Source organism: Microbacterium sp. BE35 (assembly GCF_031457705.1).
Classification (GTDB): domain Bacteria; phylum Actinomycetota; class Actinomycetes; order Actinomycetales; family Microbacteriaceae; genus Microbacterium; species Microbacterium trichothecenolyticum.
Map to the genome: position 1 here is coordinate 100,631 of NZ_JAVDXD010000004.1, position 19,534 is coordinate 120,164.

The following is a 19,534-nucleotide window of genomic DNA, read 5'->3' on the forward strand; positions in this document are numbered from 1 at the left end:
TCATGCGTCTCGTCTTCGCCGGCACACCGGCGCCGGCTGTGCCGTCGCTGCGCCGGCTCGCGGCATCCGCTCACGACATCGCCGCGGTCATCACCCGCCAGGACGCCCCGCTGGGGCGCAAGCGGGTCCTGACGCCGTCACCCGTCGCCACGGCCGCCGAGGAACTCGGGCTGCCCGTGATCCGGGCCGACCGCCTCGATGCGGCCGCCACCGCCGAGATCGCGGCTCTCGAACCCGACCTCGGTGTGATCGTGGCCTACGGCGGGCTCGTGCGCGAGCCGCTGCTGTCGACCCCGGCGCACGGGTGGATCAACCTGCACTTCTCGCTGCTGCCGCGCTGGCGCGGCGCCGCACCGGTGCAGCACGCCCTCATCGCCGGTGACGCACGCACGGGGGCCAGCGTGTTCCAGCTCGTGCCCGAGCTCGACGCCGGAGACGTGTTCGGCGAGCTCGCCTTCGACGTCCCGCCGAACGCGACCGCCGGCGACCTCCTCGCCTCGCTGGCCGACGACGGAGCCGGGCTGCTCTCGGACGTGGTCGACGCGATCGCCTCCGGCGCCGCCGTCGCCCGCCCGCAGGAGGGCGACACCACGTACGCGTCGAAGCTCGGCGACGACGACGGCCGCATCCGCTGGGACGAGCCCGCGAGCGCAGTGCTCGGCCGCATCCGCGGGGTGACGCCCGAACCCGGTGCGCACACCACGATCGACGGCGCCCGGTTCAAGGTTCTCGCTGTCGCGCCGGCTCCCGGCGACGCTGCGCCACTCGAACCGGGCGCGCTCGCCCTGCACGGCAAGCAGGTGATCGCCGGGACCGCATCCGCGCCGATCGTGCTCGAGACGGTGCAGCCTGCCGGCAAGGGCGCGATGCGCGCCGCCGACTGGTGGCGAGGGCTGCACGGAGCGACCCCGGTGGCGGGATCGTGAGCCGCACGGTCGCGGCCCGCCGCGTCGCCTACGAGACGCTGCGAGCCGTCCACGAGTCGGACGCGTACGCCAACCTTCTGCTGCCGACGGCGATCTCGCGCGCCGGCCTCTCGACGGCCGACGCCGCGCTCGCGACCGAACTCACCTACGGCACGCTGCGGCGCCAGGGCACGTACGACGCGGTGATCGCGATCGCCGCCGATCGCCCGGTCTCCGACATCGACCCGGCCGTGCTCGACGCGCTGCGTCTCGGCGTGCACCAGCTCCTTTCCACCCGTGTCGCCTCCCACGCCGCGGTGAACGAATCCGTGGAGCTCGCCCGGGGTGCGGGCGGCCGCGGTGCCGCCGGGTTCGCGAACGCCGTGCTGCGCCGGATCTCGCGCGACACGCCGGGCGACTGGATGACGCATGTCGCCGCGAGCGCCCGCTCCGACGACGAGCAGCTCGGCCTGCTGTTCTCGCACCCGGTGTGGGTCGTGCGCGCCTTCCGGCGCGCGCTGGCCGCGGAGGGCCGCGCCGAAGAGCTCGAGGCGCTCCTCACCGCCGACAACGCCTCGCCGCGCGTCACGATGGCGGCGCTGCCCGACCTCGCCGGTGTTCCCGACGATGCCCGGCGCACGCCGTTCTCGCCGATCGGGTTCCGCCTCGGCGGCGGCGATCCCGACTCGCTCGTGCGCTCCTCGCGCGGTCGCATCCGCGTGCAGGACGAGGGCTCCCAGCTCGCCGCGCTGGCGCTGACGCGCGCCCTGCCCATCACGGAGGGGGAGCGCTGGCTCGATCTGTGCGCGGGTCCCGGTGGCAAGACCGCCGTCCTCGCCGCCGAGGCCCGTGTCGGCGGCGCCGTGCTCGAGGCCAACGAGATCTCACCGGCGCGCGCCGGCCTCGTCCGGCAGGCTCTCGCGGGCGTCCCGGTGGAGGTGCCCGTGTCAGAGGAGGATGGCCGCAGCCGCGCGGCGAACGCGCCCGACACCTACGACCGCATCCTCGTCGACGCGCCGTGCACGGGGCTGGGTGCGCTGCGCCGACGTCCCGAGGCGCGCTGGCGCAAGGCGCCGAGCGACGTCCCGGCGCTGACCGAGCTGCAGCGGGAGCTGCTCAGCACCGCGGTCGGTGCGCTCAAGCCTGGCGGCGTCGTCGCCTACGTGACGTGCTCGCCGCACCTCGCCGAGACGTCCGGCGTCGTCGCCGACATCCGCCGCGAGTGGGGCGCCGCGCTCGAGGAGATCTCCGCCCGTGACGTGATCACGTCACTGTCCGACGCCGACCCGGGCCTGCCACCGCAGTCCGACGGCAGCGGGCGCGCACAGCTGTGGCCGCACCGTCACAACACCGACGCGATGTCGATCTCGCTGCTGCGGCGGGTCTGAGCCGTCGGGCCGGGTCTGAGCCGCGGCATCCGTCCCCGCTCGCGAGTTCATTCCCGCAGGCGGATGCCGCGGGGCATCTGCTCGAACTCGACCCGCAGGGCGACCAGCGCGGCGCTGTGGGCGCGGGCGAGGTCCCGCGCGTCGACGATCACCTCGGCGGCCTCGGGGAGCGCTTCGGCGATCTCGCGGAGCACGGCGACGACCCGCTCGGTGCCGGCCAGGCCGAGCTCGCCCGACAGGCGCAGCACGCGTCCCTGGTCGGTGTCCTCGACGGTGAACGCGGGGACGGCGACGCTCTCGTGCGGCTCGAGCAGGTGCATGCCGAACCGCTCGCCGAGCGTCTCGAGGAGCGCGATGGCGCGCACCGAGTTGCCGTGCTCGTCCAGCCGGGGGCTGAACGCCGCGACGCCGAACTGCGACGGGGCGACGGCCAGCAGGCCTCCGCTGACGCCGCTCTTCGCCGGCAGGCCGACGCGCAGCAGCCACTCGCCGGAGTAGTCGTACATGCCGCAGCTCGCCATGATCGACAGCACGTCGCGGGCCACGGCCTCGGAGACGACCCGCTCGCCGGTGACGGGGTTGAGGCCGCCGAACGCGAGCGTCGCGGACATCACTGCGAGGTCCCGCACGGTCACCAGCAGCGAGCACTGCCGGAAATAGGTCTCGACGGCGATCTCGACCGAGCCCTCGATGATCCCGTGCGAGCGCAGCAGGTGCGCCAGGGCGCGGTTGCGGTCGCCGGTCGCCGACTCCGAGGCGTAGACCTGCTCGTCGACCCACAGCGACCGCCCGGCGAACGCGGAGAGTCCTTCGACGATGCGGGTCATCCGGTCGTCGACGCCGTCGCCGGGGATGAGGGCGGACGTCGCGATCGCCCCGGCGTTGACCATGGGATTCGCCGGCCGCCCGGTGCCGGGCTCGAGGCTGATCGCGTTGAACGGCTCGCCGCTCGGCTCCGCGCCGACCTTGCGCAGCACCGCGTCGCGGCCGCGATCGGCGAGGGCGAGCGCGAGCACGAACGGCTTCGAGATCGACTGGATCGTGAACTCGTGCGTGACATCGCCGACGGCGCGGACCCGGCCGCGCGGGCCGACGACCGCGAGCGCGAGCCGGTCGGGATCGGCGGCGGCGAGCTCGGGGATGTAGCCCGCCGGGGCGCCGTCGTCATGGGGTCGGATGTCTTCGAGGACGTCGTGCAGCAGCGCCGTGATCGGATCCACGGCTCGACCATAATGGACGCGTGCCACCGATCGACGACGCCGCCCGCCAGAGGGGCATCCGCATCAATCCCAGCATCCTGGCCGCCGACTTCGTGAACATGCAGGCCGAACTCGCCCGCATCGCGACGGCCGACTTCGTCCATGTGGACGTCATGGACAACCACTTCGTGCCCAACCTCACGTTCGGCCCGCAGATGGTCGAGCGGATCCAGGCGACGAGCCCCGTGCCCCTCGACGTGCACCTCATGATCTCCGACCCCGACCGCTGGGCACCCGGCTACGCCGAGCTCGGGGCGGCATCCGTCACATTCCACCTCGAGGCGGCGACCGAGCCGGTCGCGCTCGCCCGACGGCTGCGCGACATCGGCGCACGCGCCGGCGTCGCGGTCAAGCCCGCGACCCCTGTGGAGGGCCTGTTCGACCTCCTCGACGACTTCGACCAGATCCTCGTGATGACGGTCGAGCCGGGCTTCGGCGGCCAGTCGTTCATGCCCGAGACCATGCCGAAGCTGCGTCGCCTGACCGACGAGGCCCGCAGGCGCGGGTCGTCGGTGTGGCTCCAGGTCGACGGCGGCATCGGCGAGTCGACGATCGCGCAGGCCGCCGAGGCGGGCGCCGACACGTTCGTCGCGGGCTCGGCCGTGTTCGGTGCGGGCGACCCGTCGAACGCCATCGCGGGCCTTCGCGCGTCCGCCGCCGAGCACCACATCCACTGACCGTCGCGTCACGCGGCGCCGAGGCATCCGCTCGGTTCGATACCCTGGCATGGTGAAGACGTTCGACACGCTGTACGCCGAGCTCGCCGCGAAAGCGGCTGAGCGCCCCGAGGGATCGGGAACCGTGGCACAGCTGGACGCGGGCGTCCACGCGATCGGCAAGAAGATCGTGGAGGAGGCGGCCGAGGTCTGGATGGCGGCCGAGTACGAATCGACGGATGCCGCAGCCGAGGAGATCTCGCAGCTGCTGTACCACCTGCAGGTGCTGATGCTCGCGAAGGGGCTGAGCCTCGAGGACGTCTACCGACATCTCTGAGCGCGAGTCCCCACCCGTCCTCGAACCCGAAAGCCCCGCTGCCATGCTGCGAATCGCCGTGCCGAACAAGGGCTCGCTCGCCGAGACCGCCTCTGAGATGCTTCACGAGGCGGGCTACATCGGTCGCCGCGACCCCAAGGACCTCCACGTCATCGACCCTCAGAACGAGGTCGAGTTCTTCTACCTCCGTCCGAAAGACATCGCCACGTACGTCGGATCCGGCGCACTGGACGTCGGCATCACCGGACGCGACCTGCTGCTCGACGCCCGCATGCCGGGCGCCCGCGAGATCGAGGCTCTCGGCTTCGGCGACTCGACGTTCCGCTTCGCGGGTCCTCCCGGACGCTTCACGTCCGTCCAGGACCTCCAGGGCGCGCGGGTCGCGACCGCCTACCCCGGCCTCGTCGACGCCTTCCTCGACGAGCACGGCGTGGCCGTCGACCTGGTGCCGCTGGACGGAGCGGTCGAGTCCGCCGTGCGCCTCGGGGTGGCGGACGCCGTCGCCGACGTCGTGTCGACCGGCACCACGCTGCGCCAGGCCGGCCTCGAGATCTTCGGCCCGGTGCTGCTGCAGTCCGAGGCGGTGCTGATCACCTCGCCGACACAGGCGGAGGGAACCGACACGTTGCTGCGGCGCCTGCGGGGCGTCATGGTCGCCCGCCGCTACGTCATGGTCGACTACGACCTGCCGGCCGACCTCGTCGACGACGCGGTCAAGATCGCCCCGGGCATCGAGTCGCCGACGATCGCGCCGCTGCGCGACCCTGCGTGGGTGGCCGTGCGCGTGATGGTGGCCCGCAAGGGCGTGAACCAGGTCATGGACGCGCTGTATGCGATCGGCGCCCGCGCGATCCTGGTCACCGCGATCCACAACGCGAGACTCTGATGAGCCTGGTCTGCCGCGTCATCCCGTGCCTCGACGTCGCCGCAGGGCGCGTCGTCAAGGGCGTGAACTTCCAGAACCTGCGCGACATGGGAGACCCGGTCGAACTGGCACGCGAGTACTTCCGCCAGGGCGCCGACGAGATCACCTTCCTCGACGTCACGGCGACGGTCGATGAGCGCTCGACGACCTACGACGTCGTCCGGCGCACCGCCGAAGAGGTCTTCATCCCGCTCACCGTGGGCGGGGGAGTCCGCTCGGCCGACGACGTCGCCCGCCTGCTGTCGGTCGGCGCCGACAAGATCGGCGTCAACTCGGCGGCGATCGCCCGCCCGGCGCTCCTGGACGAGATCGCCGACCGCTTCGGCGCTCAGGTGCTCGTGCTCTCGCTCGACGTCAAGCGGGCTTCGTCGCAGCTCAGCGAGCGCATCCCGTCCGGCTTCGTCGTCACCACGCACGGCGGCCGCACCGAGACGACCCTCGACGCGCTCGAGTGGGCGCGCGAGGCGATCGAACGCGGTGCGGGGGAGCTCCTGGTGAACTCGATCGACGCCGACGGCACCAAGCAGGGTTTCGATCTCGAACTCGTCTCCCTGATGCGCGAGGTGGCGAGCGTCCCCGTCATCGCGTCGGGTGGCGCCGGCCGCGCAGAGGACTTCGGCCCTGCCATCGAGGCCGGCGCGGACGCCGTGCTCGCAGCATCCGTCTTCCACTCCGGCCAGCTCACCGTCGGCGACGTGAAGGCCGCCATGCGCGCCGAAGGGATCGCCGTCCGGGAGGTGGCCGCATGACCGGGACGCTCGACGAACGCATCGCGCGCGTGACCTTCAACGCCGACGGCCTGGTCGCCGCGGTCATCCAGCAGTGGGACACCCGCGAGGTGCTCATGCTCGGATGGATGGATGCCGAGGCCCTGCGTCGCACGCTCACCGAGGGCCGCGTCACCTTCTGGTCGCGCTCGCGCCAGGAGTACTGGCGCAAGGGCGATACGTCCGGCCACATCCAGCTGGTCCGCGGAGCGAGCCTCGACTGCGACGGCGACACGATCCTCGTCGAGGTCGAGCAGATCGGCGCCGCATGCCACACCGGCACCCGCACGTGCTTCGACGGCCGCGACCTCGGCGCCGTGCGTGGCCCGGAGCCGGACGCGTGAACCGCAGGGCGCGACTGCTCTCCGTCGTCGTGGCGGTGCTGTGCGGGGCGCTGGGCGTGATCTCGTCGACCCAGACATGGCTGACGGTCGAGCTCCAGGACGCCGCCCACCACACGCTCGAGGTGCCCGGCGCCTCCGCGGTGCCGGTGCTGGCGCCTCTCAGCCTCGCTGTGCTCGCCCTCGGTGCCGCACTGTCGATCGTCGGGCTGGTGCTGCGCTACGTCTTCGGCGCACTGGCGTTCTTCATCGGCGCCGTCCTCGCCTGGCTCACTGCCCGCGTCGTGTTCGAGCACCCGGTCTCCGCCGTCGCCTCGGTCGTCACCGAATCCACCGGCATCGCGGGGGAGGCCTCCGTCGCGAAGCTCGTCGCGTCCATCGATGCGACCGCGTGGCCGGTGGTGACCCTGGTCGTCTGGGTGGTGCTGATCGCGGCCGGTGTCTTCGTGCTCGCGACAGCGCACGCCTGGTCGCGCACCGGTCGCCGCTACCGCACGGACGAGGCCGCGAAGGCCGCCCCGGCCGCCGGTTCCCCCGCGCGCGCCGGCGACGGCCCGCGCCCCCACGACGCTGCCGGATCGCGCGCCATCGACAACTGGGACGACCTGTCGCGTGGCGAGGATCCGACCGCCTGACCGCTAGACTGGCGGCATCCCGCCCAGGTTCCACGAGGAGACACGCATGAGCAACAACATCGGCGACCCCGGCCACGGACACTCGCCCGCAGCCTGGACTGCCGTCGTGATCATGCTCATCGCGGTCTCGATCGGCACCTTCTTCTTCTTCCTCGACATGCCGATCTTCGTCTGGGCGTCGGCCGGCCTCCTGGTCATCGGACTCCTCGTGGGCTGGATCATGAAGCGCGCCGGCTACGGCGTGGGCGGCTCCAAGGTCGCGGCGAAAGAGCACTGAGCATGCTCGCCGACCTCACGGCCGGCGCGGTGGAGGATGCGGAGGGACGCGCCTCGGTGCGTCCCCTGGCAGAGGTCGAGTCCGCAGCCCTCGCGCAGCGTCCCGCTCTCGACGTCCTCGCCGCGCTCGCCCCTTCCGACCGCGTCAAGATCATCGCCGAGGTCAAGCGTGCGAGCCCGTCGCGCGGCGACCTCGCCGCCATCCCGGACCCGGCGCTCCAGGCCCGTCGCTACGAAGAGGGCGGCGCGTCGGCGATCTCCGTCCTCACCGAGGGGCGGAAGTTCAAGGGCAGCCTCGCCGACCTCGAGGCGGTGAAGGCCGCGGTCACGCTGCCGGTCCTGCGCAAGGACTTCATCGCGACCGAGTACCAGGTGCTGGAGGCCCGCGCATCCGGCGCCGACCTGGTCCTGCTCATCGTCGCCGCGCTCGACCAGGACGTGCTCGCTCGCCTCTACGCATTCACGCGTGAGCTGGGAATGACGGCGCTCGTCGAGACGCACTCGGCCGACGAGGTCGACCGCGCCGTGGACCTCGGGGCGCAGCTCATCGGCGTCAACGCGCGCGACCTGTCCACCTTCCAGCTCGACCGCGACCTCTTCGGTCGCCTCGCCGAGCGCATCCCGGCGGGGGCGATCAAGATCGCCGAGTCCGCCGTGCTGGCGCCTGCCGACGTCGCCCACTACCGCCGCGACGGCGCAGACGTGGTGCTCGTGGGCGAGGCGCTCGTCACGAACGATCCCGTATCCACCCTGCGTGCATTCCTGGAGGCAGGCGCATGAGTCTTCGTGAGGCTCCCGGGCCGCTGTTCGGCGAGTTCGGCGGGCGGTACATGCCCGAGTCCCTCATCGCCGCCATCGACGAGCTGACAGCCGAGTACGAGGCGGCGAAGGCCGATCCCGCGTTCCAGGCCGAGTTCGTGCGGCTGCTGCACTCGTACGCCGGCCGCCCGTCGCCGATCACCGAGGTCGCCCGGTTCGCCGAGCACGCCGGCGGCGCCCGCGTGTTCCTCAAGCGCGAGGACCTCAACCACACCGGCTCGCACAAGATCAACAACGTGCTCGGCCAGGCGCTGCTCACGAAGCGCCTCGGCAAGACGCGCGTCATCGCCGAGACCGGCGCGGGCCAGCACGGCGTCGCGACCGCGACGGCCGCAGCGCTCTTCGGCTTCGAGTGCACGATCTACATGGGCGAGGTCGACACCGAGCGGCAGGCGCTCAACGTCGCCCGCATGCGCCTGCTCGGCGCCGAGGTGATCCCCGTCAAGACCGGCTCGCGCACCCTCAAGGACGCGATCAACGACGCCTACCGCGACTGGGTCGCGAGCGTCGAGACGACCAACTACATCTTCGGCACGGCCGCCGGGCCGCACCCGTTCCCCGCGATGGTCCGCGACTTCCAGAAGGTCATCTCGGAGGAGGCGCGCGCTCAGCTCCTCGAGGAGGCGGGGCGGCTGCCCGATGCCGTCCTCGCGTGCGTCGGCGGCGGCTCGAACGCGATCGGCATGTTCGACGCGTTCCTCGACGACGCGGGCGTCAAGCTCTACGGCGTCGAGGCCGCCGGTGACGGCGTCGACACGCCGCGGCACGCCGCGTCGATCGAGCGCGGCCGCCCGGGTGTGCTGCACGGCGCGAAGACCTTCGTGCTGCAGGACGAAGACGGCCAGACGATCGAGTCGCACTCGATCTCTGCGGGTCTCGACTACCCGGGCGTCGGCCCGGAGCACGCGTGGCTCGCCTCGATCGGCCGCGCCGAGTACATCCCGGCGACCGACGACGAGGCGATGCAGGCACTGCGTCTGCTCTCCGAGACGGAGGGCATCATCCCCGCGATCGAATCCGCCCACGCCCTCGCGGGGGCGCTCCGCATCGGCCGCGAGCTCGGCCCCGACGCGATCCTCGCCGTGTGCCTCTCCGGGCGCGGCGACAAGGACATGGACACCGCGGCGCGGTACTTCCAGCTGTACGACGAGGCAGCGGATGCCTCGACCGCCGCATCCGCGCCGCACGACGACGCCGCACACGGCGAGGGGGAGAAGCTGTGACCTCACGCGTCGCCGCGGCGATCGACGCCGCCCGTGCCGAGGGGCGCGGCGCGTTCGTCGGCTACCTGCCGCTCGGCTTCCCCGACCTCCAGACGAGCATCGACGCCGCGGTCGCACTGGCCGAGAACGGCGCCGACATCCTCGAGCTCGGGCCGCCCTACTCCGACCCCGTGATGGACGGCACGGTCATCCAGGAGGCGACCCAGACCGCCCTCGCGGGCGGGTTCCGCCTGCGCGACACGTTCACGGCGGTGCGCGAGATCACGCGCCGCGTCGACGTGCCGGTGCTCGTCATGACCTACTGGAACCCGGTGCTGCAGTACGGCGTCGACCGCTACGCCGACGACCTGCTCGCCGCCGGCGGAGCGGGCCTCATCACGCCCGACATCACGCCAGAGGCGGCGCCGGAGTGGATCGCCGCCAGCGAGCGCACCGGCCTCGACCGGGTGTTCCTCGCCGCGCCGACCTCGACGGACGAGCGCCTCGAGCTCATCGCGCAGAACTCCACCGGCTTCGTCTACACCGTCTCGACCATGGGCATCACGGGGGAGCGCGCGCAGTTGGATGCTGCGGCCCGCACCCTCGTCGCGCGCCTGCGCGAGCACGGGGTCGAGCACGCGTGCGTCGGCATCGGCATCTCGAACGCCGAGCAGGTCGCCGGCGTGCTCGAGTACGCCGACGGCGCGATCGTCGGCACGGCGCTCGTGCGCGCACTGCGCGAGCGGGGCCTGGAGGGCCTCGCCGAGACCGCGCAGAGCCTCGCCGCAGGCACCGCCCGCGGCGCGAACTAGACTTCTGACGTCGGCGGCCACCGCCGACGCCCCCAGCACGGATCCAGCAAGGACACGGTTCTCCCATGATCAACGCCGCCGCGAGCGTCGTCGCCAGCATCCCGAGCCCGTCGATCAGCTACTTCGACATCGGCCCCCTGCGGATCCACATCTACGCGCTGTGCATCATCGCGGGCATCATCGTCGCGGTGCTGTGGACCAACGCCCGCCTCACGAAGCGCGGCGCGGAGCCGTGGGTCGTCATCGACATCGCCCTGCTCGCCGTCCCGCTCGCGATCATCACGGCTCGCATCTACCACGTGCTCACGCACTGGAACTTCTACTTCGGCGAGGGCGCGAACCCCTGGTCGGCCCTCTTCATCTGGGAGGGCGGCATCGCCATCTACGGCGCGCTCATCGGCGGCGCCGTCGGTGCCTGGCTCGGCTGCCGCTGGACCGGCATCCGCTTCTGGACCTTCGCGGACGCGCTCGCCCCCGGACTCCTCCTCGCCCAGGCCATCGGCCGTTTCGGCAACTGGTTCAACCAGGAGCTCTTCGGCCTGCCCACGGACCTGCCGTGGGGCCTCGAGATCGACTACCCGAACCCGGCGTGGCCGATCGGCCTGCCCGAGGGCACGCTCTTCCACCCGACCTTCCTCTACGAGGTCCTCTGGAACACGCTCGGCGTGCTCTTCCTCGTATGGGTGGGTCGCCGCTTCACGCTCCAGTGGGGACGCCTCTTCGGCCTGTACCTCGTGTGGTACAGCGCCGGCCGCATCGTGTGGGAGTCGATCCGGATCGACCCGAGCGACATCTTCCTGGGCCTTCGCACCAACGTCTGGGCAGCCATCCTCGGCGTAGTGATCGGGCTCGTGATCTTCTTCCTGCAGAAGCGCCGCCACCCCGGCCTGGAGCCGTCGCCCTATGTGTCCGGCCGCGAGTGGAAGGCCGGACAGGCTGTACAATCTTCGGAGACCGACGACTTCGTCGACGTCAGCGAACCCCCGACGTCCGAAGCCGAAGGGGTCAGCGCCACAAGCACTCCTGCCAACAAGTAACGCAGCTCTCTCCCCGAAGAGCGCGCCCAGGGCCGACGTCGTCCCATCTTGACTATCAACGTGAGGACGGTAGGTATGGCTTCGAGCCCCCGTTCCGTCGCCTCTGCGGAGGCGAACTTCCCCGCTGCGTCCGGCCGTGCCGGGTTCCCGCAGAAGCAGGGGATGTACAACCCTGCCTTCGAGAAGGACGCCTGCGGCCTGGCCATGGTGGCCACGCTCCGCGGTGAGGCCGGCCACGACATCATCGATCTGGCCCTGACCGCCTTGCGCAACCTCGAGCACCGAGGCGCGATCGGCTCCGATGCCGGCACCGGCGACGGCGCGGGCATCCTGACGCAGATGCCGGACGCGTTCCTGCGAGCGGTGGCCGGGTTCGACCTGCCGCCGGTCGGCGAGTACGCCGCAGGCCTGGTGTTCCTGCCGCGCGACGCCGAGGCGCGCGCGACGCAGAAGAGCGGGATCGAGCGGATCGCCGCATCCGAGGGTCTGACCGTGCTCGGCTGGCGCGACGTCCCGACCGCCGACGAGAACCTGGGCAAGCTGGCCTTCGAGGCGCGCCCGGTCTTCGAGCAGCTCTTCATCTCACGTCCCGCGACCGGTGACGCCGCGGCTCTTTCGGGCATCGCGCTCGACCGTCGCGCGTACCGCCTGCGCGCCCGTGCACGCACCGAGCTCGACGCGTACTTCGTGTCGCTGTCCTCGCGCACGCTCGGCTACAAGGGCATGGTCACGACGCTCCAGCTCGAGCCGTTCTATCCCGACCTCCAGGACGAGCGCTTCGCCTCAGAGCTCGCGGTGGTGCACTCGCGCTACTCGACCAACACCTTCCCGTCGTGGCCGCTCGCGCAGCCGCTGCGCATGCTCGCGCACAACGGCGAGATCAACACCGTCAACGGCAACCGCAACTGGATGCGCGCCCGCCAGTCGCAGCTCGAGTCCGAGCTGCTCGGCGACATCCAGCCGCTGCTGCCCATCTGCACCACCGGCGCGAGCGACTCGGCGTCGTTCGACGAGGTGCTCGAACTCCTCACGCTGACGGGCCGGAGCCTCCCGCACGCCATCATGATGATGGTGCCCGAGGCCTACGAGAAGCAGGCCGACATCGACCCGAAGCTGCGGGCGTTCTACGAGTTCCACTCCATGCAGATGGAGCCGTGGGACGGCCCGGCCGCACTGATCTTCACCGACGGCACGCTCGTCGGCGCAACGCTGGACCGCAACGGCCTGCGCCCCGGCCGCTGGACCGAGACGACCGACGGCCTCATCGTGATCGGCAGCGAGACCGGTGTGCTCGACTTCGAGCCCGAGCGGATCAAGCGTCGCGGCCGCCTGCGCCCCGGACGCATGTTCCTCGTCGACACCGCCCAGCGCCGCATCATCGAGGACGACGAGATCAAGGCGCAGCTCGCCGACCAGGAGCCGTGGCAGGAGTGGCTCGACGCCGGCCGCGTCCGCCTCGCCGATCTCCCCGAGCGCGAGCACATCGTGCACCCCATCGCCTCGATCACGCGGCGCCAGCGCACCTTCGGCTACACCGAGGAAGAGGTCAAGATCCTCCTCACGCCGATGGGTCAGAACGGCGCCGAGCCGCTCGGTGCCATGGGCTCCGACACGCCGGTCGCGGTCCTGAGCGAGCGCCCGCGCCTGCTGTTCGACTACTTCACGCAGCAGTTCGCGCAGGTCACCAACCCGCCGCTGGACTCCATCCGCGAAGAGGTCGTCACGTCGCTGGGCCTGGGCCTCGGCCCCGAGCGCAACCTCCTCGAGTGGGGGCCCGAGCACACGCGCGTCGTGACGCTCGACTTCCCGGTGATCGACAACGACGAGCTCGCCAAGATCCAGCACATCGACACGGCCCTTCCCGGCCGCACGTCGGTCACGATCCGCGGCCTGTACCGCGTCGAGGCCGGCCACAAGGGCATGAAGAAGCGCCTCGAGCAGATGTGCCAGGAGGTCGACCAGGCCATCGAGGACGGCGCCGAGTTCATCGTGCTGTCGGACCGCGACTCCAACAAGGACCTGGCGCCCATCCCGTCGCTGCTCATGCTGGCGGCCGTGCACCACCACCTCATCCGCAAGCAGACCCGCATGAAGTGCGGTCTCGTGGTGGAGGCGGGCGACGTGCGCGAGGTGCACCACATCGCGACGCTCATCGGGTACGGGGCATCCGCTGTCAACCCGTACCTCGCGATGGAGACCGTCGAGTACCTGGTGCGGGCCGGCTTCATCACCGGCATCGCGCCCGAGAAGGCCGTCAAGAACCTGATCTACGCCCTCGGCAAGGGCGTGCTCAAGATCATGTCGAAGATGGGCATCTCGACCGTGTCGTCTTACGCCGGCGCCCAGGTGTTCGAGGCCGTCGGCCTGTCGCAGGACTTCGTCGACACGTACTTCACCGGCACCGAGTCCAAGCTCGGCGGCGTCGGGCTCGACGTCATCGCCGCCGAGAACGCCGCCCGGCACGCGTATGCCTACCCGCAGGATGCTGCGGTCCGGGCGCACGAGCGGCTCTGGACGGGTGGCGAGTACCAGTGGCGCCGCGACGGGTCGCCCCACCTGTTCAACCCCGACACGGTGTTCCGCCTGCAGCACTCGACACGCACGCGCCGGTACGACATCTTCCGCGAGTACACGAAGCTCGTCGACGACCAGGCGAACGAGCTGAAGACCCTGCGCGGCCTGTTCGCGCTCAAGACCGAGGGTCGCACGCCCGTGCCGATCGACGAGGTCGAGTCGGTGGCGTCGATCGTCAAGCGCTTCTCGACGGGTGCGATGAGCTACGGCTCCATCTCGCGCGAAGCCCACGAGACGCTCGCGATCGCGATGAACCGCATCGGCGGCAAGTCGAACACCGGCGAGGGCGGCGAGGACGTGGACCGCCTCCTCGACCCCGAGCGTCGCAGCTCCATCAAGCAGGTCGCGTCGGGCCGCTTCGGCGTCACGAGCCTGTACCTGACAGAGGCCGACGACATCCAGATCAAGCTCGCGCAGGGCGCCAAGCCCGGCGAGGGTGGACAGCTGCCGCCGACCAAGGTGTACCCGTGGGTCGCCCGGACGCGTCACGCGACCGCCGGCGTGGGTCTCATCTCGCCGCCGCCGCACCACGACATCTATTCGATCGAGGACCTCAAGCAGCTGATCTTCGACCTGAAGCGCGCCAACCCCGGTGCGCGGGTCCACGTGAAGCTGGTGAGCCAGTCGGGCATCGGCGCGGTCGCCGCCGGCACCGCCAAGGCGCTGGCCGACGTCATCCTGGTGTCGGGCCACGACGGCGGCACCGGCGCGAGCCCGCTGAACTCGCTGAAGCACGCCGGCACCCCGTGGGAGCTCGGTCTCGCCGAGACGCAGCAGACGCTCATGCTCAACGGCATGCGCGACCGCGTCGTCGTGCAGGTCGACGGCCAGCTCAAGACCGGCCGCGACGTCATCATCGGCGCGCTGCTGGGCGCGGAGGAGTTCGGCTTCGCCACGGCGCCGCTCGTGGTGTCGGGTTGCATCATGATGCGCGTCTGCCACCTCGACACCTGCCCCGTGGGCGTCGCGACGCAGAACCCCGTGCTGCGCGAGCGCTTCAACGGCAAGCCGGAGTTCGTCGTGAACTTCATGGAGTTCATCGCCGAAGAGGTGCGCGAGTACCTCGCGTCCCTCGGCCTCCGCTCTCTCGACGAGGCGATCGGCCGCAGCGACCTGCTGGACATCGACGGCGCGGTGAACCACTGGAAGGCGAACGGCCTGGATCTCGGCCCCGTGCTCGACGGGCCGGTCTTCGCCGAGGACGAGCCGCGCCGTAACACGACCGCGCAGCTGCACGAACTCGACGAGCACTTCGACGTCGGTCTCATCGAGCGCGCGCAGGACGTCATCGCGAACGGCGGCGAGATCACGATCGACCTGCCGATCCGCAACACCGAGCGCGCCGTCGGCACGCTGCTGGGTCACCACGTGACCAAGGCGCGCGGTGAGAACGGGCTGCGCTCGGGGAGCATCGTCGTCAACCTCACGGGGTCGGCGGGCCAGTCGTTCGGCGCGTTCATGCCCGCGGGCATCACCCTGCGCCTCGAGGGCGACTCCAACGACTACGTCGGGAAGGGGCTCTCGGGCGGTCAGATCGTCGTCCGTCCGCCACGCGGAGCCACGTTCGACGCGTCCAAGAACGTCATCGCCGGCAACGTGATCGGCTACGGCGCGACGCTCGGGACGATGTTCCTGCGCGGCGTCGTGGGCGAGCGCTTCTTCGTGCGCAACTCCGGTGCCACCGCGGTGGTCGAGGGCGTGGGCGATCACGCGCTCGAGTACATGACCGGCGGTCTCGCGGTCATCCTCGGCGCGACCGGACGCAACCTCGGTGCCGGCATGTCCGGTGGCACCGCGTACGTGTACAAGCTCGACCGCAAGCTCGTGAACCGCGAGGCGCTGGCCTCCGGCGAGCTCGAGCTCGGCGAGCTGGGCTCCGGCGACGCCGAGATCCTTCGCGACCTGCTCGAGCAGCACGTCGCCGAGACCGAATCGACCCTCGCCAAGGCTCTCCTCGACGACTTCGAGGCCGAGCTGGCGAACTTCGTCCGGGTCCTGCCACGCGACTACGCCGCTGTGCTGCAGACCCGCCAGGAGGCGGTGGCCGAGGGGCTCGACCCCGACGGCGACGTCGTCTGGAACCGCATCCTGGAGGTGACGGGTGGCTGACCCGAAGGGCTTTCTGAAGGTCACCGAGCGCGAGCTGCCCACGCGGCGGCCGGTGCCGGTGCGCATCATGGACTGGAAAGAGGTCTATGAGCCGGGCGACGCGGCGGTGCTGCGCCGGCAGGCCGGGCGCTGCATGGACTGCGGCGTGCCGTTCTGCCACAAGGGCTGCCCGCTCGGCAACCTCATCCCGGAGTGGAACGACCTGACGTGGCGCGGCGAAGGCCGCGCCGCCAGCGAGCGTCTGCACGCGACGAACAACTTCCCGGAGTTCACCGGGCGGCTGTGCCCCGCTCCCTGCGAGAGCTCCTGCGTGCTCGGCATCAACCAGCCGGCGGTGACCATCAAGCAGGTAGAGGTCTCGATCGCCGACGAGGCGTTCGCGAACGGCTGGATCGAGCCGGAGCCCCCGGGGCGCCTCACCGGGAAGACCGTCGCCGTCGTCGGCTCGGGTCCTGCCGGTCTCGCGGCCGCGCAGCAGCTGACGCGCGCGGGCCACACCGTCGCCGTGTTCGAGCGCGACGACCGCATCGGCGGCCTCCTGCGCTACGGCATCCCCGACTTCAAGATGGAGAAGAAGCACCTCGAGTCGCGTCTTCGCCAGATGCAGGACGAGGGCACGCGGTTCCGCGCGGGCGTCGAGATCGGCAAGGACATCTCCTGGGCCGACCTCCGCGCCCGTTACGACGCGGTCGTCATCGCCACGGGCGCGACCGTGCCGCGCGAACTCGCGATCCCCGGACGCGACCTGGCCGGCGTGCATTTCGCGATGGAGTACCTCGTCGAGTCGAACAAGGCCGTCGCAGGTGACGCGGTCGCCAATCAGATCACGGCCGAGGGCAAGCACGTCGTGGTCATCGGCGGCGGCGACACCGGAGCCGACTGCATCGGCACGGCACACCGTCACGGCGCGCTGAGCGTGACGAACCTCGCGATCGGCCGCCGCCCCCCGGGCGAGCGTCCCGAGCACCAGCCGTGGCCGATGGACCCGCTCGTGTTCGAGGTGCAGTCCGCGCACGAAGAGGGCGGCGAGCGTGCCTTCCTCGCCTCGACCGTCGAGTTCCTGGCGAACGACGCCGGCGAGGTGCGCGCGCTGCGCGTCGCCGAGACCGAGTTCGTCGACGGCCGCCGCGTGCCCAAGAGCGGCACCGAGCGTGAGATCCCCGCCGACCTCGTGCTGATCGCGATGGGCTTCACCGGCCCCGAGCGCGCCCTCCTCGAGGACCAGCTCGGCGCCCGCTTCACCGAGCGGGGCAACGTGCGCCGCGAGGACGACTACCAGACGACCGCCCCGGGCGTGTTCGTGGCCGGCGACGCCGGCCGCGGCCAGTCGCTCATCGTGTGGGCGATCGCCGAGGGACGCGCCGCCGCAGCCAGCGTCGACCGCTTCCTCATGGGCGAGACGGAGCTGCCTGCTCCGGTCCGCCCGACCGATGTCGCCATCGGCCTGCAGCCCGCGTAGGCTGGCCGAGGCACTCGCCACCTTCAACCCACCCGGAGAAAACCACGGATGAGACGCGCCAAGATCGTCGCCACCCTGGGGCCCGCCACGTCGTCGTATGAGATGGTCCGCGCGATCATCGATGCCGGCGTCGACGTCGCCCGCTTCAATCTGAGCCACGGGGACTACTCGGTCCACGACAACAACTTCGCCAACGTACGCAAGGCCGCCGACGACGCCGGACGGGCGGTCGCGATCCTCGTCGACCTGCAGGGTCCGAAGATCCGCCTCGGCAAGTTCGAGAACGGACCGCACGAGCTGGCGGTCGGCGACATCTTCAAGATCACCACGGAGGACATCCTCGGCACCAAGGAGATCGTCGGCACGACGTTCAAGGGCCTGCCGAACGACGTCAAGCCGGGCGATTTCCTCCTCATCGACGACGGCAAGGTCCGCGTCGAGGTCGTCGAGACCGACGGCACGGTCGTCACCACCAAGGTGATCGTCGCGGGCCCCGTCTCGAACAACAAGGGCATCAACCTGCCCGGCGTCGCAGTCAACGTCCCCGCGCTGTCCGAGAAGGACGAGGCCGACCTCCGTTGGGGTCTGCGCGCCGGCGCCGACATCATCGCCCTGTCGTTCGTGCGCGACGCGAAGGACGTGCAGCGCGTCCACGTCATCATGGCCGAGGAGGGGCGCCACGTGCCTGTCATCGCCAAGATCGAGAAGCCGCAGGCCGTCGACAACCTCGAGGAGATCATCGACGCATTCGACGGCATCATGGTCGCCCGCGGCGACCTCGGCGTCGAGCTGCCCCTCGAGGCGGTGCCGATCGTGCAGAAGCGCGCGGTCGAGCTCTGCCGTCGTATGGCCAAGCCCGTCATCGTCGCGACGCAGATGCTCGAGTCGATGATCGAGAACCCGGTGCCCACGCGCGCCGAGACGAGCGACGTCGCCAACGCGGTCCTCGACGGCGCGGACGCGGTCATGCTCTCGGGCGAGACCAGCGTCGGCAAGTACCCGGTGGTGGTCGTCGAGACCATGGCGCGCATCGTGGAGTCGACAGAGGAGCACGGCCTGGACCGCATCCAGCCGCTCACGACCAAGCCCCGCACGCAGGGCGGCGCGATCACGCTGGCCGCGATGGAGGTCGCCGAGTTCGTCGACGCGAAGTTCCTCTGCATCTTCACGGAGTCGGGCGACACCGCGCGCCGCATGTCGCGCCTGCGTCCCCGCATCCCCATGATCGGTTTCGCGCCCGAACCGGCGATCCGCCGTCGGATGGCGCTGACGTGGGGTGTGCAGTCGACGCTCGTCGAGCACGTCGCGCACACCGACCTGATGTTCATCCAGGTCGACGACTACCTGCTGTCGAACGACCTCGCGAAGGTCGGCGACAAGGTCGTCGTGATCTCGGGATCCCCTCCCGGAATCATCGGCTCGACGAACGACATCCGCATCCACAAGGTGGGCGACGCGGTGCACGGCAAGGCGCCGATCTACAAGACACGGGACTGACACGTCCCTCAACCGGACGGCTGCGACCACTACTGTGGTCGCAGCCGTCCGGTTTTTCGAGAGAGGTGACGCCGATGTGGTTCGGTGATTTCTGGTGGTTCCTGCTGTGGAGCTTCTACTTCATCGCGTATCTGTACGTGGTGATCGTGATCATCACGGACCTGTTCCGTGACGATGCGCTCAACGGCTGGCTCAAGGCGCTGTGGATCATCGCCCTCGTCTTCGTGCCGTTCCTCACCGCGCTGATCTACATCATCGCCCGCGGCAAGGGCATGGCCGCGCGTGCGCAGTCCGCGCGCGGGGGAGTGGTGGCCGAGTCCGACGACTACCGTCCCTCCGCCTCATCGAGTCCCGCAGAGGACATCGCGCAGGCGAAGGCGCTCCTCGACGCCGGCGCGATCTCGCAGGGCGAGTTCGACGCCCTGAAGAGCAAGGCGCTCGGCAACCAGTACTTCGGCGCTTGACCCCTGAGAACAGCAGAAGAGCGGATGCCTCGGATTCGAGGCATCCGCTCTTCCGTTTGTGCCGGCCTGCCG

Annotated in this window: 18 protein-coding genes; 17 read left to right on the forward strand and 1 reads right to left on the reverse strand. The window is 70.8% G+C overall.

Annotated features, from left to right (window positions below; translation table 11 throughout):
• Positions 1–2 precede the first annotated feature (2 nt).
• Both fmt and J2Y46_RS14270 read left to right on the forward strand, forming a co-directional pair.
• Positions 3–926: a methionyl-tRNA formyltransferase gene (gene fmt, locus J2Y46_RS14265; protein WP_310243220.1), complete on the forward strand. Its 924-nt coding sequence runs from the start codon at positions 3–5 to the stop codon at positions 924–926.
• Positions 923–2,293, forward strand: a complete 1,371-nt coding sequence (locus tag J2Y46_RS14270; RefSeq protein ID WP_052676940.1) for an RsmB/NOP family class I SAM-dependent RNA methyltransferase — start codon at positions 923–925, stop codon at positions 2,291–2,293. The genes fmt and J2Y46_RS14270 overlap by 4 nt, the downstream gene beginning before the upstream one ends.
• Before the next feature lie 47 nt (positions 2,294–2,340).
• Here the strand turns inward: J2Y46_RS14270 and glsA are convergent, their stop codons facing one another.
• Positions 2,341–3,513: a glutaminase A gene (gene glsA, locus J2Y46_RS14275; RefSeq protein ID WP_310243223.1), complete on the reverse strand. Its 1,173-nt coding sequence runs from the start codon at positions 3,511–3,513 to the stop codon at positions 2,341–2,343.
• Between the two features lie 20 nt (positions 3,514–3,533).
• On the opposite strand from glsA, the gene rpe reads away from it, so the two are divergent.
• The 15 genes from rpe (at position 3,534) to J2Y46_RS14350 (ending at position 19,462) form a co-directional block, all read left to right on the forward strand.
• Positions 3,534–4,229, forward strand: a complete 696-nt coding sequence (rpe, locus tag J2Y46_RS14280) for a ribulose-phosphate 3-epimerase (RefSeq protein WP_045302471.1) — start codon at positions 3,534–3,536, stop codon at positions 4,227–4,229.
• 52 nt (positions 4,230–4,281) lie between these two features.
• On the forward strand, positions 4,282–4,545 hold the full coding sequence (locus J2Y46_RS14285) for a phosphoribosyl-ATP diphosphatase (protein ID WP_045302883.1): 264 nt from the start codon (positions 4,282–4,284) through the stop codon (positions 4,543–4,545).
• Positions 4,546–4,588: 43 nt separating this feature from the next.
• The gene (gene hisG, locus J2Y46_RS14290) at positions 4,589–5,431 is read left to right on the forward strand and encodes an ATP phosphoribosyltransferase (protein ID WP_045302469.1); all 843 of its coding nucleotides are present in this window, start codon (positions 4,589–4,591) and stop codon (positions 5,429–5,431) included.
• Positions 5,431–6,219, forward strand: coding sequence for an imidazole glycerol phosphate synthase subunit HisF (gene hisF, locus J2Y46_RS14295; protein ID WP_045302467.1), 789 nt, complete (start codon positions 5,431–5,433; stop codon positions 6,217–6,219). The genes hisG and hisF overlap by 1 nt, the downstream gene beginning before the upstream one ends.
• Positions 6,216–6,581 (forward strand): phosphoribosyl-AMP cyclohydrolase, encoded by a 366-nt coding sequence (gene hisI / locus J2Y46_RS14300; protein ID WP_045302465.1) that lies wholly within the window; start codon positions 6,216–6,218, stop codon positions 6,579–6,581. The genes hisF and hisI overlap by 4 nt, the downstream gene beginning before the upstream one ends.
• The gene (locus J2Y46_RS14305; RefSeq protein ID WP_045302463.1) at positions 6,578–7,213 is read left to right on the forward strand and encodes a Trp biosynthesis-associated membrane protein; all 636 of its coding nucleotides are present in this window, start codon (positions 6,578–6,580) and stop codon (positions 7,211–7,213) included. The genes hisI and J2Y46_RS14305 overlap by 4 nt, the downstream gene beginning before the upstream one ends.
• A gap of 46 nt (positions 7,214–7,259) precedes the next feature.
• The gene (locus J2Y46_RS14310) at positions 7,260–7,490 is read left to right on the forward strand and encodes a DUF6704 family protein (RefSeq protein ID WP_045302461.1); all 231 of its coding nucleotides are present in this window, start codon (positions 7,260–7,262) and stop codon (positions 7,488–7,490) included.
• 2 nt (positions 7,491–7,492) lie between these two features.
• On the forward strand, positions 7,493–8,269 hold the full coding sequence (gene trpC / locus J2Y46_RS14315; RefSeq protein ID WP_045302459.1) for an indole-3-glycerol phosphate synthase TrpC: 777 nt from the start codon (positions 7,493–7,495) through the stop codon (positions 8,267–8,269).
• Entirely contained in the window at positions 8,266–9,531 is a 1,266-nt protein-coding gene (trpB, locus tag J2Y46_RS14320) for a tryptophan synthase subunit beta (protein WP_045302458.1), read from the forward strand. Before trpC ends, trpB begins: the two co-directional genes overlap by 4 nt.
• On the forward strand, positions 9,528–10,322 hold the full coding sequence (trpA, locus tag J2Y46_RS14325; protein ID WP_045302456.1) for a tryptophan synthase subunit alpha: 795 nt from the start codon (positions 9,528–9,530) through the stop codon (positions 10,320–10,322). Before trpB ends, trpA begins: the two co-directional genes overlap by 4 nt.
• A 65-nt stretch (positions 10,323–10,387) precedes the next feature.
• A complete protein-coding gene (gene lgt, locus J2Y46_RS14330) occupies positions 10,388–11,359 on the forward strand; it encodes a prolipoprotein diacylglyceryl transferase (RefSeq protein WP_310243234.1) in 972 nt (323 codons plus the stop codon).
• 75 nt (positions 11,360–11,434) lie between these two features.
• Positions 11,435–16,042, forward strand: coding sequence for a glutamate synthase large subunit (gene gltB, locus J2Y46_RS14335; RefSeq protein WP_045302452.1), 4,608 nt, complete (start codon positions 11,435–11,437; stop codon positions 16,040–16,042).
• Positions 16,035–17,501 carry a glutamate synthase subunit beta gene (locus tag J2Y46_RS14340; protein WP_045302451.1) on the forward strand — a complete coding sequence of 489 codons (1,467 nt, stop codon included), beginning with the start codon at positions 16,035–16,037 and terminating at the stop codon, positions 17,499–17,501. The genes gltB and J2Y46_RS14340 overlap by 8 nt, the downstream gene beginning before the upstream one ends.
• Before the next feature lie 48 nt (positions 17,502–17,549).
• Positions 17,550–18,998 (forward strand): pyruvate kinase, encoded by a 1,449-nt coding sequence (pyk, locus tag J2Y46_RS14345; RefSeq protein WP_045302449.1) that lies wholly within the window; start codon positions 17,550–17,552, stop codon positions 18,996–18,998.
• Positions 18,999–19,072: 74 nt separating this feature from the next.
• Positions 19,073–19,462, forward strand: coding sequence for an SHOCT domain-containing protein (locus J2Y46_RS14350; RefSeq protein WP_045302882.1), 390 nt, complete (start codon positions 19,073–19,075; stop codon positions 19,460–19,462).
• The last annotated feature ends 72 nt before the right edge of the window (positions 19,463–19,534 follow it).